This is a genomic window from Vibrio pectenicida (genome assembly GCA_024347015.1).
GTDB classification, from domain to species: domain Bacteria; phylum Pseudomonadota; class Gammaproteobacteria; order Enterobacterales; family Vibrionaceae; genus Vibrio; species Vibrio pectenicida.
This window is the reverse complement of the sequence record AP024890.1, coordinates 342,766-360,539: the sequence shown is the minus strand read 5'-3', so window position 1 is coordinate 360,539 and position 17,774 is coordinate 342,766. Positions and strand designations below refer to the sequence as shown.

General features: G+C 41.0%; 15 protein-coding genes and 1 riboswitch. Of the genes, 4 read left to right on the top strand and 11 right to left on the bottom strand.

Features of this window, described 5'->3' with window-relative positions:
• Positions 1-37 precede the first annotated feature (37 nt).
• On the bottom strand, positions 38-871 hold the full coding sequence (gene thiD / locus OCV27_RS16555) for a bifunctional hydroxymethylpyrimidine kinase/phosphomethylpyrimidine kinase (protein WP_125322141.1): 834 nt from the start codon (positions 869-871) through the stop codon (positions 38-40).
• 98 nt (positions 872-969) lie between these two features.
• Positions 970-1,084, bottom strand: a riboswitch (TPP riboswitch).
• A 139-nt stretch (positions 1,085-1,223) separates the two neighbouring features.
• Here thiD and OCV27_RS16550 point away from each other — a divergent pair.
• Positions 1,224-2,054, top strand: coding sequence for an HDOD domain-containing protein (locus OCV27_RS16550; RefSeq protein ID WP_125322142.1), 831 nt, complete (start codon positions 1,224-1,226; stop codon positions 2,052-2,054).
• Positions 2,055-2,061: 7 nt separating this feature from the next.
• Here OCV27_RS16550 and OCV27_RS16545 read toward each other — a convergent pair whose 3' ends face one another.
• Entirely contained in the window at positions 2,062-2,520 is a 459-nt protein-coding gene (locus tag OCV27_RS16545) for a VCBS domain-containing protein (protein ID WP_245986774.1), read from the bottom strand.
• Between the two features lie 278 nt (positions 2,521-2,798).
• Here OCV27_RS16545 and OCV27_RS16540 point away from each other — a divergent pair, with 278 nt between their 5' ends.
• Positions 2,799-3,902, top strand: coding sequence for a DSD1 family PLP-dependent enzyme (locus tag OCV27_RS16540; protein ID WP_125322143.1), 1,104 nt, complete (start codon positions 2,799-2,801; stop codon positions 3,900-3,902).
• Positions 3,903-3,992: 90 nt separating this feature from the next.
• Here OCV27_RS16540 and OCV27_RS16535 read toward each other — a convergent pair whose 3' ends face one another.
• Together OCV27_RS16535 and mrdA are read right to left on the bottom strand one after the other, a co-directional pair.
• On the bottom strand, positions 3,993-5,870 hold the full coding sequence (locus OCV27_RS16535; RefSeq protein WP_125322144.1) for a PhoX family protein: 1,878 nt from the start codon (positions 5,868-5,870) through the stop codon (positions 3,993-3,995).
• Positions 5,871-6,332: 462 nt separating this feature from the next.
• Entirely contained in the window at positions 6,333-8,213 is a 1,881-nt protein-coding gene (mrdA, locus tag OCV27_RS16530) for a penicillin-binding protein 2 (protein WP_125322145.1), read from the bottom strand.
• Positions 8,214-8,476: 263 nt separating this feature from the next.
• Here mrdA and OCV27_RS16525 point away from each other — a divergent pair, with 263 nt between their 5' ends.
• Positions 8,477-8,911, top strand: coding sequence for a universal stress protein (locus tag OCV27_RS16525; protein ID WP_125322146.1), 435 nt, complete (start codon positions 8,477-8,479; stop codon positions 8,909-8,911).
• Between the two features lie 29 nt (positions 8,912-8,940).
• Here OCV27_RS16525 and OCV27_RS16520 read toward each other — a convergent pair whose 3' ends face one another.
• Complete coding sequence (locus OCV27_RS16520) at positions 8,941-9,714, bottom strand: AraC family transcriptional regulator (RefSeq protein WP_125322147.1); 774 nt, start codon at positions 9,712-9,714, stop codon at positions 8,941-8,943.
• Positions 9,715-9,816: 102 nt separating this feature from the next.
• Here OCV27_RS16520 and OCV27_RS16515 point away from each other — a divergent pair, with 102 nt between their 5' ends.
• Positions 9,817-10,953, top strand: coding sequence for a multidrug effflux MFS transporter (locus OCV27_RS16515; protein ID WP_125322148.1), 1,137 nt, complete (start codon positions 9,817-9,819; stop codon positions 10,951-10,953).
• Between the two features lie 62 nt (positions 10,954-11,015).
• On the opposite strand, the gene OCV27_RS16510 is transcribed toward OCV27_RS16515, so the two are convergent.
• The 6 genes from OCV27_RS16510 to OCV27_RS16485 all read right to left on the bottom strand — a co-directional run bounded on the left by OCV27_RS16510 (position 11,016) and on the right by OCV27_RS16485 (position 17,769).
• The gene (locus OCV27_RS16510; RefSeq protein ID WP_125322149.1) at positions 11,016-12,689 is read right to left on the bottom strand and encodes a DUF342 domain-containing protein; all 1,674 of its coding nucleotides are present in this window, start codon (positions 12,687-12,689) and stop codon (positions 11,016-11,018) included.
• Positions 12,690-12,813: 124 nt separating this feature from the next.
• Positions 12,814-14,508, bottom strand: coding sequence for a fused response regulator/phosphatase (locus OCV27_RS16505; RefSeq protein ID WP_125322150.1), 1,695 nt, complete (start codon positions 14,506-14,508; stop codon positions 12,814-12,816).
• An 18-nt stretch (positions 14,509-14,526) separates the two neighbouring features.
• Positions 14,527-14,826 (bottom strand): STAS domain-containing protein, encoded by a 300-nt coding sequence (locus OCV27_RS16500; RefSeq protein WP_125322151.1) that lies wholly within the window; start codon positions 14,824-14,826, stop codon positions 14,527-14,529.
• Positions 14,827-14,889: 63 nt separating this feature from the next.
• The gene (locus OCV27_RS16495; RefSeq protein WP_125322152.1) at positions 14,890-16,050 is read right to left on the bottom strand and encodes a methyl-accepting chemotaxis protein; all 1,161 of its coding nucleotides are present in this window, start codon (positions 16,048-16,050) and stop codon (positions 14,890-14,892) included.
• A gap of 28 nt (positions 16,051-16,078) precedes the next feature.
• The gene (locus OCV27_RS16490; protein ID WP_125322153.1) at positions 16,079-17,122 is read right to left on the bottom strand and encodes a protein-glutamate methylesterase/protein-glutamine glutaminase; all 1,044 of its coding nucleotides are present in this window, start codon (positions 17,120-17,122) and stop codon (positions 16,079-16,081) included.
• Positions 17,119-17,769: a chemotaxis protein CheD gene (locus OCV27_RS16485; RefSeq protein WP_125322154.1), complete on the bottom strand. Its 651-nt coding sequence runs from the start codon at positions 17,767-17,769 to the stop codon at positions 17,119-17,121. Before OCV27_RS16485 ends, OCV27_RS16490 begins: the two co-directional genes overlap by 4 nt.
• Positions 17,770-17,774: the final 5 nt, after the last annotated feature.

The window sequence follows — 17,774 nt, the reverse complement described above, 5'->3', positions numbered from 1 at the left end:
TTACATCTAGTACTAAGTACCATTCAAGAAAACACTATCACCGAACATTAGCGTGACCATCAAAAAAATGATGCACGGGGCCGCGCCCTCTGCCCACCTTAAGCTCATCAGCATTAGCAATTGCTTGGGAGACGTACTGCTTCCCTAAATAAACAGCTTTATGCAGCTCATGACCTTGAGCTAGATATGATGTAATTGCTGCAGAAAGTGTACACCCAGTCCCATGAGTGTTGTTTGTTGAATAACGACTTGAACGCAGCCATTCAACACTATCAGATAATATGAGTAAGTCAGAGCAGTTATTTTGGTCCGATTCCATATGACCCCCTTTAAAGAGCACCGCGTCAGAACCGAGTCCACGCAAAGGCTCAACCATATTTTTCATCTGATTGTTATCTTTCGGACCCTGACTTCCTGTCAAGGCTGCCCCTTCAGGCAAGTTAGGGGTAATTAAATCAGTCATTGGAATCAATTCTTCTTTCAAAGTCATAATAGCTGAATGCTCTAATAACCTTTGACCACTGGTTGAAACCATTACAGGGTCTAAAACCAAGTTTTTAGGTCGGTATTGCCTAAGCTTATCGGCAACTAGCCTAATCATTTGGCCATCCACTAACATACCAACTTTAACCGCAACAACGTTGAGGTCGCTCAATACTGCATCTATTTGGCTTGCTATGTGTTTAAGAGGAATAGAATGGACAGCAGTTACACCTAGCGTATTTTGGGAGGTGATGGCCGTAATAACAGAGCATGGATAGGTTCCTGTAGCAGACATCGTCTTAATGTCTGCTTGAATCCCAGCTCCACCGCTACTATCAGAACCAGCAATGGTGAGTACTACGGGGTGGCTGCTGCTTTTACTTAACATAATCGTTCCTACTGCTAAAGGTCAGGAACTCTTTGCTGGCTGCAGGTCTCGCTTGTCAAATAAGAGACTATACAAACTGAGCACACCATGATGTTGTCTACCCATTGCAATTAGTTCCCTACGCCAGTGTTAACTGAATCAGGTTCTACGGGTCTCGCAATGCGATCTCAGCTTTCAACTTTACTGCCAAATTTAGCTCCCCGACTATCTATGCTAATGCTATCAATAAATAGAACTCACGAACACTCAAATTAAAGCCAGCAATTCAATTTTATTACTCAAAACCAATAATCTTGTCTCAAACGGACATGCTATTCTTTACTAACGTCTATAAGCTTAAGAGGGTATAAAAATGGCTCAAGAAGCTCTGTTATCTCGCATCAACGAACTACCTCGCATCCACAAAGTGCTCCAAGACTTACTTAACATGGTCAATCAGGATGAAGTGGATTTCGACAAACTTTCGCAAAAGATTTCAACCGATCAAGTGCTTAGTGCTCGACTGCTACGTATGGCTAATTCAGCCCATTTTGGTGGGAATACGTCTGTATCTTCCGTTCATCAGGCACTTTTACGCGTAGGAACAGGCCCAGTAAGAACATTAGTCGTCGCATCTGTATTATCTAGCGCCTTTCCAAAAGTCAAAACCTTAGATCTTAATCAATATTGGGAAGATACTTTCGAAGTCTCTGTCATCGCGAGCAAAATCGCTGAGCAAGTACAAATGGACACCCATGAAGTCTTTACTACAGGTATTCTTCATAATATTGGTGAGCTAATGATTCATACGCTAGTGCCAGAGGCTGCTGCTGAAATCGCAATAAGGACACAAAATGGGGAAGACGCTATATCCGTACAGGAAGAAGTGCTTAATATCAGTGCTCCAGCTTTAGGCGCAAAACTGGCAAAAACGTGGAAATTCCCGGCCCCAATGATTGATGCTATTGCAAATTTTAATGAGCCAAGAGATGCTGAACTATCTCCCCAAATGGCCACCACAATTCATTTGGCCCTCTCCATACATAGGGATTGGGACGGGCTCATGAACAACGAATCCAAACTAAAATATATGGCTGAACATCCAGATTCTAGACTACTCCAAATACCCGCTGAGTTCGCTTCAACAGTCGAGCAATTCAGAGGAAATGGCCGCGAGTTAGCAACTCAGCTAAACGCAGCCTAGAGAAAACCTAAAAGCCAGTCGCTTCAGTGAGCACTTTTTTTACGGTTGCACCACCATGGGTGCCCACTAAGGTTAAGAAAACCGTCAGCAATTGGCCTTGTTCAGTATATAGGGAGAAATGTTCCATTTTTTTCTCACCAATTTTTAGAAACTGCATCTTAATATTGTATACCGAATAGCACCAGCGTCCGTGACAATCGATAGTAAGGGATCCCAAGGTTTCCTTACTGGCAACCACACTATCAATATCAAACAAAGTATATGGGCAGGCATTTTCAGGTAGCTCGAACAATCCCGAATCTACTAATAGAGGTAAATCACTATCATCAGTCCAATAATTGTCTTTAAGTTCAGACCTTGGTGCAATTGAACTATTAGGATGGCGTGATGCATTATCTGCAAACATTCGTAGCCCAGAGATATTGATACTACGCTGGTTGGTGTGAGAATTCAGTGAATGAGCCATGACTCCTCCTGTGATTCTAAATGCATGGACAATCTCAATTACGCAAGCGGTATGCCATAAATTAAGCCATAATATTTTCGAAAAAGCTTATACTGTTCATACAGATAGCTGCTATGGCATTATTAACACAATCCCGCTTTCAAAATGAGTCGCAAAAAAACAAATCTCTTATTTTGTTAACGGCAGTAAAGGGCGATAGTTTAATATTAGGCAAAGCCATACCAATACCACAAATCTTTATGCCTCCTAAACCGCAATAAAATAATAAGTGTCAGACTATGAAATTAGAAAACCTAGATACACCAGCTTTGTTTATTGACATAGATACCGTTGAAAATAACTTAGCAGAAATGCAACGTAGAATTGATAAACTCGGCTTAACACTCAGACCTCATACTAAAGCACATAAGATTCCACAACTGGCACAAAAACAGATTGATTTCGGTGCCAGAGGAATATGCACCTCAAAGCTCGGTGAAGCTGAAGTCATGCTCGAAGGGGGCATTAAAGACATTCTAATCACAACCCCTATTGCAGGTGATACAAAGATTCAGCGTCTAATAAAACTCCATACTCAATACCCAGATGCTAAGTTGTATCAAGTTATCGACCATCCCCAGCATGTTGATGATATTGCCAAGTTTGCCCAGCAATCTAAAGTAGAGGTCAACCTTTTAATTGAAGTGGAAAGCGGCCAGCAAAGATGTGGCGTTACAGTCGGCCCAGAGTTATTGAATCTAATTAAAAAAATTATTCAAGCTGAAGGGGTTAATTACTTAGGTATACAGGCATACAGTGGTCACCTACAGCTTATCAAAGGTTTTGAAGAAAGACAGCAGCAAGCACGTTCGGCCGTTACTTCCCTTTTTGATTATATAGAAACTGAGCTTAAGCCTCGTAACCTAACACCACAAATAATCAGTGGCGGAGGCACAGGGACTTATCAAGCATACCAAGGCTTAGATTACACTGAGATACAAGCAGGATCTTACCTGTTTATGGATTCATCATACTCCAATATAGGAGACGAAGAAGATCAGGATAGAAACTTACAATTTACCCCTGGATTAAAAGTTATCAGTACCGTGATAAGCCACCCAACACCAAATCGCGCTGTTATTGATGCTGGAATGAAATCACTTTCAATCGATTTGGGGATACCGACAGTCGATTTTCATCAAGACATCACTTATCAGTGTGGTGGCGATGAACATGGTATATTGCACCTCAATTCGGACCAAACGCTCAGTATAGGTCAAACCTTAACCCTTACTCCAAGCCACTGCGATACAACACTAAATAACTTTGACTGGTTACATATTGTGAAAAACGGACTGATTGTAGACAAGTGGCGAATTCTTGGGCGCGGGCGCTCAGATTAAGACGTATTAACCTCCACGGTTAAATATTATCAAAGAAAGGAGCATCACTGCTCCTTTCTTATTCATAGCGATGCAGCCACACCAAAGCCGCTACGCACCTATCACACCACCATCTTCACGAGTAATAGCCATAATGGTTGATCTTGGCTTACTGTTTCCACCAGCAGGAAAATGAGACGGCGCACCGCTATCACCTGGATGCTGAACCCCTATAAACATTGTTTTGTAATCTTCAGAGAAAGATAAGCCCGTAATTTCACACGCAATAGGTCCAGTTAGAAAACGGCGTACTTCTCCGGTAACAGGGTCTGCGCAGAGCATTTGGTTATTACCTTGGCCAGCAAAATCCCCTTTATTGGAATAATCGCCATCAGTTTGAATCCACAAACGGCCAGCTTTATCAAAACCTATACCATCTGGGCTATTAAACATATTATCTGAAGTAATATTTTCGCTACCTGCATACAAATTCCCCTTATGGATACTTGGGTTACCCGCAATCAGATACAAGTCCCACTCAAAGACCTCAGCAGTATGATCTCCTTTTGCTGGTGCCCAGCGAATAATCTGCCCATAGTTGTTCTTTTTACGTGGGTTAGGACCTCCAACTGGCTGGCCTTCTTTTACGCCTCGATGCTTATTATTAGTTAGAGTGCAAAAAACAAATTTCTTGTCGGGGTGAACCGCGACCCACTCTGGGCGATCCATAGTTGTTGCACCAACATGAGTTGCAGCTCGACGTGCAAATGTGACGATTTCAGCCTGATCATTAAAGCCGTTGGTTTTATTAAGACCATTTTTGCCAAAGGTTAACTCCAACCACTGGCCATGACCTTTCAATTTGTCTTTGTCCATATCAAACTTAGCGACATACAAAGTCCCTTCTTCAAGAAGATTTCTATTCTCTTTGTCATGACCTAATTGATACTTGTTCTTTGAAACAAACTTGTAAAGATGCTCTCCACGTTCATCGTCCCCCATGTAAACCACCACATGGCCATCATCATTGACAACGACAGCCGCATTCTCATGCTTAAAACGGCCAAGAGCCGTTCTTTTAAGGGGTGTAGATGCAGGGTTATGTGGATCAATTTCGACCACCCAACCAAAGCGATGCGGCTCATTAGGGTGAATAGCAATATCAAAGCGTTCATCATTGTTGTGCCATTGATATTCACTTTGTACTGGTGATATTCCATAACGTTTGTGATCATCAGATACATCTACAGATTTGACACTGCCAAAATAGCCATCGAAGTTCTCTTCACAAGTAAGGTAGGTTCCCCATGGAGTTTGCCCATTAGCACAGTTTGCAAATGTTCCAAAAGGCTTAGTACCTAAGGGATCTAGTTTAGTTTTCATCAAACTATGTCCCGCAGCAGGGCCAGTTAACCTCATTTCAGTATTGGCTGTAATTCGGCGATTGCGAGTACCATTCTTGTCTAACTGCCATTGACTGCCTGATTTTGTAATCTCGAATACCGTCACCCCATGGGCGGCTTGCGACTTGGCAACATCATCTGCTGTCATCGATTTACCACCATGATCAAATAGGTATTCGTAGTTGGTATACTCGTTATTTACCGCTATTACCGCCCGATCTTGGCTGATGGGGAATAAACTCATACCATCATTATTATCGCCAAACTGTCTTAATTGGGCTTTAGAATCTTGTTTGCCACTTGAGTCGAACTCAGGAGCATCCGCAAAAAGAGGGTCACCCCATGAAACCAAAGGTGTCGCTCTGTAACCTTTAGGAACAATAAGGGTGTCGACTGTCGAAGCGGAAACCGCAGAGAAATTCAGTAAAGTACTCTTCTTGTTAGCTGCAAATGCTTTAGCAATCGGATTAAGTGACAAAAAGCTACCGGCTCCAACAGCAGCAGTCCCTGCCAAAAAACGTCGACGAGATAGCCTCGCATCTATCATTTGACTAAATTGAGACTCTTGCTCTTCGTGGTTTTTCATTGCGATTCCTTATGTATTTTTTTAATCTTTGGTCAGGATAGACTGAAAAAATGACAACCAAGTTAAACTATTGTTTCTTTTGTAAAGTACGTGCGAGCTGTTTCTATAATAATTACATTACAATTCCATTAAAATGAGGTGTTTTTCACTTTCATAACAAAAACTTGCTGAAATATGTAAAACCACACTTAGTCAAGTGGCAATCCTTGAATATGCTCACTAAAGTAAATTTGTTCATTAAGTACTTGATTTAATGACATCAAGAAAAAACACGTTGCTACATGGGGTAATTTGATGAAAAAAATGAGAAGAGCTCAACTTCACCGTATTCGCATTCAGTATTGGAAAGACGTAAACAAAAGTGCGTCCAAGAAGTAAATCATTGGTAAATATTAAAATGGAAAAGCTGGCGTTATTGTCAGCTTTTCTGTAACAAACAGTTAAACAACTATATCTCTTTATCTAACCCTTCCGTTTTATCAGCAAGTAATCAAACACATTTCTAACAAATGGTGCCCCAACTTTAGAACCGCCATTACCATGCTCAATAACAACAGCTGTGACGTATTCTGGGTTCTCGCATGGAGCAAAACCTGTAAACAAACCATGGTCGAGTAAATCGTGGCTCAACTCTTTTGAGTTATAAACCTCATCTTTTTTTAAACCAAATACCTGTGCCGTGCCAGACTTTCCACCACTACAATATTGGGCTCCTTTGAACACTCTGCGACCAGAACCTCTTGGGCCTTCATTTACTAACCGCATTGCATTAAGTGATATGTTCCAGTAGGTATCTTTAACTTGCTTCATTTCATTTTTTGTTGGGTAGTCGACAAGTTGTGCAGCTGCATAACTCTGTCCGTGTTCAATCACCGCCTTAAGTAAGTGGGGTGGCGTCACATCACCATGATTCACTAACACCGAAGTCGCTTTAGCTAGTTGAAGAGGCGTTGCCGTCCAATAGCCTTGGCCAATACCGATAGGCACAGTATCACCTTTGTACCATGGCTGGTGGTGACGACGTTGCTTCCACTCTCTCGTTGGCATATTGGCTGCCGTCTCTTCAAAAATATCAACCCCCGTTCTCTGCCCAAAGCCAAACATGCCCATCCAATCAGATATTCTGTTTATACCTAGGTCATAAGCGATTTGGTAAAAAAATGAATCCACCGATTCTTCAATCGCCAAAGTCACGTTTACATCACCATGCCCCCAGCGTCTCCAATCACGCCAAGCTTTAGAATGGCGACTGGACCCTGGTATCTGCCAACTACCATGGTCGTTACGAATAGTCTGTGGATTAATGACTTGCTCACTTAAACCTGCAATGGCGATAAACGGTTTTACCGTTGATGCTGGCGGATAAACTCCTAAGGTCGCTCTATTGAGTAATGGATGATAAGGGTTTTGCAGTAACTTACGATAATCAGCACTAGAAATACCGTCAACAAATGGGTTGGGATCATAGCTTGGGCTAGAAGCCATTGCGAGTACACTGTTATCTTTTGGATCAAGGACAACCGCACTGCCTTGTCTATCTCCAAAAAGTTGATAAACATGATTTTGCAACTCAACATCAATATTAAGAACGAGATCTTTTCCAGCTATTGGGGGTACATATTTAAGAGTTCGTATCACACGCCCACGGTTATTGACTTCTACTTCTTCGTAGCCCTGTTGCCCATGCAAAATTTTTTCATAATATCGCTCGATACCAAGTTTCCCAATCGTTTTGGTTGCCCGATAATTGCCGATCTCTCCCTCTTCTTTTAAACGTTCCAAGTCGCGATCATTGATATGTGCTACGTACCCTACCACATGAGTTAACGATGCTCCGTAAGGATAATAGCGTTTCATTTCTGCATTCAGTCTAAAGCCTGGAAATTCATGCTGATGAGCCGAAAATCGAGCGACTTCTACTTCACTTAAACCACTTTTTATTGTCTGCAACTTATGCCCAGTAGGACGTAATTGCGTTAGTTTTTCCTGTTGATCTGGCGATAGTTCAATATAGTTTGATAAATGAAGGATAGATCCACGTAAAGATGCCACCTTGTTAGGGACAACTTCCAATACGTAAACTGGAATATTTTGAGCCACAAGATTACCGTTTCTGTCATAAATCAATCCCCTAGGCGGAGAGATAGGTAATACTTGGATACGATTATCGTTTGCTCGTGTCTGATAGTACGAAAAATCTTTTACTTCAAGCTGGTATAAGTTTGCAACAAGCACAAAACACAACAATACCATAGTGACAAAGGCTACAACTGCCCGTCGCTTGAACAAACTACGCTCAAAGTCATAGTTGCGCAGGCGATTAATACATCGATTTAACTTCATAGGATCTTAAAAATGTAGCCAGCCAAGAGTAAGACCGACAATAAAAGGTGTACATTGTTATCATTGACGCAACTTTAACAAATCTACGTAAAAGTTATGTGCCGAAAGTGTCAACTATTGAGATTTAACTTATTTTTATCGTTTCAATCACAGCTATTTCAGCAATAAAAATCAACTGGCTGCATATTCGAGATCATGGGAGCAATATTTTTTAGCTTTTAACTTTATGATGGGAGTGTCTGGGATAATAGAAGGAAATGAAGATGAGATACCAACATATTTTAGTTGCTTTAGAGCTATCTAGTGAAAGCAACCTACTGATTGAAAGAGCAATATTTATGGCTAAACAGCACAACGCTGATATCTCCTTTATTCACATTGATGGTACCCATGGAGAGATCTATCCGGATCTCGTTGACATTCATACCGACATTAATGTCAGACCTGTCAGTCAGCTCGCTATGAAAAAATTAAGATCTTTCGAAGCTAATGTCGATTTTCCTATCCGACATTTTCTCGTCGGAACTGGAAATTTAGCCAATAAACTTTCCGAAACAATAGAAAACTATCATGTTGATTTATTGCTGTGCGGTCATCATCAGGATTTTTGGAGCAAAATTATTTCTTACTCCCGACAACTGATTAACCGTTCCCCTGTGGATATCCTAGTTGTTCCTATTTTAGGAGAAACCAATTAGCTCTTGATTTCTAAAACTAAGAAAAGGTCTTAATAAACGTTACCTTTTATAAACTGCAGTGGTGTCTGGCCAGTATGCTTCTTAAAAAATGCGATAAATGCACTATCTGAAGAAAATTCTAACCAGTATGCGACATCGCTAACTTGAAGTTTACGACACAATAGTTCTACCGCTTTTAACTTACGCCACTGCTGCCTCCAATCTTGATAAGGCATTCCTGTCTCTGCTTTGAATATACGTGTAACTGTCTTTGGGCTCAAAGCTACACTTTCGGCAAGTGATGCTAAGTTTGGGGCAAGAAACTGCTCATTAGATAATTGAAGATGGAGGTAATGTAAGCGACGATCTTTAGGTAACGGTAAATGACAAAAGTACTTCTCACTCGCATAAAACTCTTCCCAAAACAAGTTACAACAGTTTCTCGTTTCATTCCTAGATTCACCTACTGACCAAAATGACATTTTATTAATCAATGCTTTTAGCAAATCGCTAACAATTATTGTTGTGATTTCGGTAGGACACGAATAATAATTACTATCAAAATATAGCGAACGATATGCTACCACATTATTCATATAAGCTCGGTGAAGTGTACCGGGAGGAATCCATACAGCTTTAGTCGGAGGCAGCACGCAAATCGAGTCCTCTAAAGCAAAGTGCATGCAGCCTCGTGGGGCATACAATATTTGGCCTTTAATATGACTATGCATACCTGAGTCATGACGACCAAGATCCGCAGCTACCCCTACTACGGTATCTTCTACGCTATCCGGATCAAAATGGGAATGCTCATCGATTAACAAATTTTGTCCTTATTATGATGTTTTGTGTATTAATCTTGTTAATAGAGTTAGCTTACTTCTCTGTATACTGCACGCCAAGTTAAATTTATTTGAGAATGTATCATGCGCAGTAAACCTTCCATGTGGTTGATGTTCATCTTGCTTATGTTTCCACAAATTGTCGAAACTATCTATAGCCCAGCTCTTCACTCTATTGCAACGTCTTTTAATGTTAGCGATGCTCAGGCCTCTCAAACTTTGTCTGTCTACTTTATTGCATTCGCTTTCGGGGTTGTTTTTTGGGGAATTGCCGCAGATAAGTGGGGGCGCAGACCTACAATGTTATTAGGCATAATTGTGTATGGTCTATCTTCAATGATTGCACTCCTTACAGACCAATTTACTCTGCTAATAATTGCAAGAATCATCGCAGCCTTTGGTATTGCCGTAGGTTCAGTCGTAACACAAACAATGCTTAGAGATGTGTTCAATGGTGAGGAACTAGGGAAAGTTTTCAGTTTAATGAGTATGGGAATTGCATTAGGCCCAGTCTTTGGAATGGCTATTGGTGGTCAATTAGTTCATGCAGGAGGACATCAATATGTGTTTGCTACCTTAGTCAGCATGGCAATGCTGCTTGGGCTTTACTGCCTAGTAAAACTACCTGAAACACAGCGAACCAGGATACCTTTAAAACTTACTCACCTATGTTGTGAGATGATAAAAGATGGGCATATATGGTATTCAACCCTGATGATTGCCTTCTTCAATATTGCGTTGTTTTCCTATTACCAACTGGGAGCATTTTTGTTTTCTAAGCTAGGGTATACCGCTACACAATTCGGTTACAGCGGAGCAATCTTAGGACTTAGCATCATGCTGGGTAGTTATATAAATGGGCGTCTTTTGAAACAGAAAGTGAGCCAAACAAAGCTAATGACTACAGCTGTTGTATTACTCATAATCGGTAGTGTGGGTGTATACTTTACTCTACAAAGCCTTTATTTCGTTTTAATGATGGGGTTAGTCGTTGTAGCGTTTGGCATTGCCATCCCGAATATTATCAGTAACGCTTTAAATGATTACAAACAATTCTCAGGAAGTGCTGGGGCAATACTTGGGCTCATTTATTATCTTCAAATTGGAATCGGACTGACAATTTCAGGTTTGACGGAAAACTTGGCTATCACTTTGCTTATGTGCTCTACATTTGCACTTACAACGCACTTCATCAAGTGTCGTCAACTATATAGAAGATGACTAGAGATATACAAAACGCAGTAACCAACACCAGGTTGGTTACTTTCAATATAAGTAAGTTATTAATCTTGCTCCAATGCTTCTTCATCCATAGCTGAGGCACATTTGATCTCATACTGAGTAAAGCTAAAAGTACTGGCGCCATGAGCACGTTTTGTGATCACTTTTTCTTCACCATATTGCACTGTCACGTGTGTATAAACCTTGTGCTTAACCTCTATAATGTTTTCTTCAAGTGCTTCTTCCAACTCCATTTCAAGTCTGTCTCTAGCCATTTTAGCTTTTTCTAATCGAGCATTAGATTCTTTCTTTAACTTATCAATATTCTCTTCGTCTTCTTCTGTTCGTTCTGCTTTGGGGCGTTTTTTAAATTCGAGTTCTTTCCTAACCACATTCATGGTTGCTTCTTGGGCTGCTGTATATTCTTCTTTATATTTCTGCTGCCGCTCCTTAAAATTTGCATAACGAGCGAATGCATTCACATGAGTCGCAGTATCACCTTCGACTCCTAAGTTTATACAAGTGATCTTGCCGCCAACCATAGCACTACCACCACTGAGTGTTCCTTGCTTTTCTGCCGCATCTGACACTGTAAGATCTTTACCACAACGTAATCCATTTCCCATACAATGTATTGAAAGTTTAATATTTTCAGCCGCTTGCAAATCAGAAAATTGTGCATAGTTTGCCGTAATAGACCCACCAGATTTAACCTTACAGGTTTTTTCAGCATCACCTGAAACATTATGCCCAATAATGCCTTTGGCAACTTCAATATCACCCTGCGCCTGAACGTCAGCTGATTCAATAAACCCGCCTACTGTTAGATTTCCTGTGGTGCGAACGACCATGTCAGATTCAATATTTCCCGTAACAATCACATTACCTTTAAATTTTATATGACCAGTTGCGACACCAATCGAAGGGAGACAAATTGCATCTTCAACCTCAACTGAACGCTCTTTGATCATTGGCATTCCAGACACTGAAGCAATAAGTACGTTGGGATCATCTGCAGAAATTTCAGATCCTTTGGAGGCTTTAAGGACGGCATCACTACCTGGTTTTGGTGGAATAGACTTCCCTTGTACTGTTATGCCAGGAACTCCCTTAGTGGCAGGTATCCTCTTCATCAAACGCGCGTTAGCTTCAACCGTGACAGTCTCACCGAGATTTAACATGTCGACTTTTCCACTTTCATCTTCTGTCGGTGCTAACACTTGCTTAGTCACATCTTTAACTAAAGGAATAAACTTGGCATCTTGGCCTTGAACTGGGTTTTTACCTTTCGCAACTGGCTGCGTAAATGTCTGACCAGGCTTGAGTTGGTGGCTCATTACTAAAACTTTCTTTAGTGCGAGCTTATTAATTCCTTTAGTGACATGAGCATGGGCTAGTGCATGAACAATTTGAGGCCCCTTTAATGGTGAGCCACGAAATGCTCCTGTCACCACCATACTGGCGAGCATATCATGATCAGATAAAATCACCTCTACCACTGCATCTCTGACTTCAGCGATCGGAAAGCCTATCAGCGCTTCACTTTTACCTTCATTTGCACAATTAATAAACCGATTCACTTCTTCGGTCAGTATACAAAAGTCGGTAGCGCCAATATTGTTTAGCTCTTCCTCAACACCGTTATCGGTAAGTTTACCTTCAAGATTTATATCCTGTGGTAACTTAGCTATAACATGTTGATCGTCTTCAGATAAGCTGACTAACTTGTCCCACATTTACAGCCTACTTTTTTTTATCCCTTTAAGTTTAGTTTATATAATCCTGCTGGAATAGAATATTTAATTTATAGCAAAGTAGGGGCTCGGTCACTTCTCACTTACTTTTACACTGTAAATATCATTAATCAGAACTGGGGAAATGGTGCTTCGAGTCCAAACGATAGATGGCGGTCACACATTTACCCTGCTTTGAATATTCCAATGAATCACATAATTCTGATGCAAGTACGATACCACGACCATGTGTCAAAGATTTATCACTTCCAGTTTTTACCTTAGCGTGATCAAAACCTTCTCCATTATGCTCAAGTGTCATAATTATCTTTGTGTTACCCGGTTGATAGTCAATAGATAAAGATAACCAATATTTATCTGACAACTCTTGAAGCTTTTGTTCGCGCAACTGATAAAAAGTAAAAAAGCCATCTGGCTCCTCTTTAATCCGAGAATCCATATTAAGCAACCCATGCTCAATTGCATTAGCAAATAACTCAGATAATACTGAACAAACTAAATCAAGATGTGCCCCCGACATCACACCTGTCATAAACTGTCTTACTTCACTCATTACAGTGACTGACTTTAGTATAGAAGCAGGGAAGGTTATTGTAGATTGAGATTGAGTCTGACTTAAATAGGAATTGTTTTGTTGAGCTATTCTATCGTTACTATTAGAAATCGGAAACGTCATCGCCAGTATTGATAAGTCATCACCAACATTACGGCTAGAGAAATTTTTAACCGATTCAAATACTGTAGGGATGATTGCTCGTCCAGACATCAGCGCTTCTTCTAGTCGCCCCTGTCCAAATTGCTCTCCAATTCCATTATCTGCTTCGACAACTCCGTCGGTATAACAAACGATCCTCTGATCTGGCTCCATCTTGTAGTGTATAAGTTCAGCTTCAAACTCATGCTCCTTTAGCACTCCTAGTGGCATATGAGTTGATACTAGTTTACGTACAATGGTGCCATCTTTATCCAATAGATAACCATCAGGCAACCCTCCACCCCACCATGAAACCTCAAAACCGTTTGCTCTAACTTCAAATACACTTGCGGCTAACATCATGCCCATAGGTAAAAATCTTACCAATACATCATTAAGCTCGCGGACAATTTCTCCGAGAGATAAGCCTTTCGATGCCATAGAGAAAAAAGCTCGGGTGGCAGGGATAGCTGAAATAGCAGCAGGAAGGCCGTGACCTGTTGCATCCGCTATCATGACATAGACACCACCATGAGGCCGATTAGCAACCACGATCATATCCCCATTAAAGACCGTCGAAGGTGTGGATTTATAGTCAATACCATAGATATTCTTTAACTGTGAACCCATTTCGTCCATCAAATTGGAAAAAATAGATTCTGCAATCGCGTAATCGTAGCGCACCTGCTCGTGGAAATAGCTAAGCTCGTCTCTTTGCTCTCTAACTTGGTTGTGTATTTTTACAATACGATAGTGAGCCTGCACCTTAGCTATCAAAACACTACGCTCAACTGGCTTAGGAATGAAGTCATCACCAACCGTCAAGCATTTCTCAAAAGAGTCATGATCATCTAGCACTGTGAGGAAAATAATCGGCATATGTGTTCCGGAAAAAGCCTCACGGATTTCCTTAGCCGTTGTAAAACCATCTTTAACTGGCATCATAACATCAAGAAGAATTATGTCAGGCAACAGCGGCATTTTCCGCATAGCATTGATAACTCCTTCACCGTTTTCAAAAGTGGTTACTTTTTCTGTTATGCCACTTAACATAAACCGACACAACTCTCTATTTGTCGCGTGGTCGTCAACTATCATGACATGCATACAGCTCTCCCCAAATATCTACTCGATGGCAAACTTTTTATCAAAACGAGAGATCGATAGTATTTTCCGTACTTGAGGTAGAGTGTTGGTAATACGGATCATGCCATCGTCTTGCTCAAGATAATTATGCATATTAAGCAACATGCCCAAACCTGCACTATCGATATAGTCAACTTTGCGCAAATCAATAGTAAAGCGGTAATTTTTCTTGTCGGAATAGCAGCGGCGGAACTCCTGCACAAGGCTAAAACCAAACGCTCCCTCTATAACAATGGTCACATGCTTCGCACCCGTATCGATTTCTGACTCAACTGACATAGTGTCTCCTTATTAAGACAGCAAGACTTGTATACCTTGCCTGATCTTCACCTAACCAAAATTTCAAAAAAACTCGACTTCACCTTCTTCAATACTTGCTTGAGAGGCTGCCGGCGCACTTCTTTGCTCAATATTATTTTTAAGGCTACTGATAGCCTTATTAAAATCATCACCATCAGTCCTACCAATTGCATATTTAGCAAATTGGCTCTCCATCTGTTTAAGAAACTCGATACTATCTTGAGCATATTCACCTTGCTGAATGATAATATCGGTAAACTGTAATGCACGAATACCATCACCAACCCTGCTTTGCAGTGTTATACCAATGGACTTGATTTTCTGTACTTCGCGCTCAACCATTACATTATGTTCCTGAACTCCAAGCAACATCTCATCAACTTTATCTTTTGATTCTATTGCATCTGTCATATCAATCGAGGCCATCTCTCCGACAGTTTTATTGGCTTCCTTCACCGTATTTTGCGCAACGTTGATTTCTTTCTCTATCTGATTGTTAAGCTCTGATGCTTTCACCGATAAGTTCCTCACCTCTTGCGCAACCACTGCAAAACCTCTTCCAGCCTCACCAGCCCGTGCAGCTTCTATAGCGGCATTAAGAGCGAGCAAATTGGTTTGTTCGGAGAGTCCTCGAACTTGTTTAAGCAACTTAAATACTTTATCCAGTTTATCCGACATATCGTGAATACTGTGTACAGCAGAAATACTTTTCTCCGATACAGTGATAAGTGTCTCGACAAACTGGCGGATAATAGCTTCTGTTTTCGGTAAAACTTGAGTAATGTCGTATGTATCATCTTTATTACCTAGAGTCTTGACCACGAGCGCTTCAGCAATTTCATTTTGATTTTCTGCCAAGCTTTGTAATTCAAAGAAGCTACTGTTTAATGTTTCAACTGACTCCCCCACAACACTATTTTGTAACCTTAGCGGTTCATTTAACTGTTGTGATATCCGGCAAATTGTTTCACTGATCTCCTTAGCAGCAGACTGCACATCTTTAACAGGCTTGACCGTAAGATCTTGCTCACATTCATCAATTGATTTTCGAGGTATGACAAACCAAGGTACAGCTGCCGCTAAAACCATCACCGCTACATGAGCTAGTGAGGAAGACAATGCCATACCCATTGAAAGCAACACAAGCTGGATCCCGATAGCAACACCATAGCGATACTTGGTTACCATTATTATTCTATTCATAATCCCCCCTAACCTTGTCTCTGAGTATTCAAGAATGGCTGTCTAGACAATCACATATCTGCTGTGGAATTTGTTTAAGACTCTTTATTTTTTGGGCTGCATCCATTTCAACAGCAACTCGCGGCATTCCCCATACCACTGAAGAAGCTTGATCTTGTGCGATAGTTCTTGCGCCTTGTTGCCTCATTTTAAGCATACCTTTAGCACCATCCTGTCCCATTCCAGTTAAAATAACACCGATGGCATTCTCTCCTACCGTTTCTGCCACAGCATCAAACATCACATCAACAGAAGGTTTGTGGCGGTTGACACTTGGCCTATCATCAAGCTGGCAATACAAGTGATTCCCCTGCTTAACAACGACCAAATGTTTATCTCCTGGTGCAACATAAGCACACCCATTCACTAGCGGAGCCTTGTTAACTGATAGTTCTTTTACTTCCAAGGCACAGTTTTCGTTCAACCTCTGGGCAAATGAAGCACTAAACATAGCACTAATGTGTTGAGTAATAACGATCGGAGGAAGCCCTGCTGGCAATGCCGATAATACTTTCCTAACCGCTTCTGTCCCACCGGTAGAAGCACCAATAGCAATAATCTCAATAGCAGTTTTTCCAGCACCGGTAATCAATGGCTGTGATGAATAATTTTGGCAAGAGTCATTACGAACATTGGCACCAGCTGCCATTTTAATTTTGTCATTAACAAGATCTTTGTAGTTGACCATCTCAGCTGTGTTGTGAACGGATGGCTTGGGAAAGTAGTCAACTGCCCCAAATTCCAAAGCGGTTAATGTCGGTTCAGCACCATGCTGAGTTAAAGTTGATATCATAACTACAGGAGTTGGCCTTAACCGCATTAGGTTTTTAAGAAACTGGACACCGTTCATCTTCGGCATCTCAATGTCTAATGTAATCACATCTGGGTTATGTTGCTTAATCAGTTCACGAGCTTGGAAGGGGTCCTCAGCCAATGCGACAACTTCAAGACTAGGATCAGAATTAATGATTTGTTCAAGCAAAGCCCTAAATACTGGCGAATCATCTACAACCAAGACTTTAATTTTTTTCATCCAAACAACTCCACTTCATTATCGTCCAAGCTATGACTCTCACGGCTTAATTGGTTAGCGTATTTATCTTCTTGCTGTTGAAGGTGATGAACTTCGGTGTACGGTAATCTCTTGAGCCAAACCTTTCCTGTTAGGGGATTAAATATGATTTTCCTTGGCTCTAACCCACCGAGATCCTGAGCAATAACATTGAGTTTTTCACGTTCCACATAGTCCAGAATAAAAGCAACATTCTTTTCTCCAATCATCGAATGCTTACCCATCATTTGAGCGCCGCCAAAAAGCTTAATTTTCAACTCAGAGCGACGCGCACCATGAGAAATCATGGCATTAATCAACATTTCCATTGCATGGCTGCCATAACGCGAAGCTGTAGATATAATCTCACCGGGCCGCCATGCATTGATTTCAGAATGGTTGCCAAAAGGAAGTAAAAAATGATTCATTCCACCAATGCCAACGAGTTCGTCCCACAAGCAAACAGCAACACATGAACCTAATCCTGTAGCAATTAATTCATCGTCTTTCTGACTCCAATACAACCCTCCAGGCAATACCTTTACCATGTGCATCTCTTTTTGGCGGTGATAAAAGCGATTGAAATGACTACTGTCATGCATCGGCTTTGCTTCCTTAAGTCCAACCATAGTTT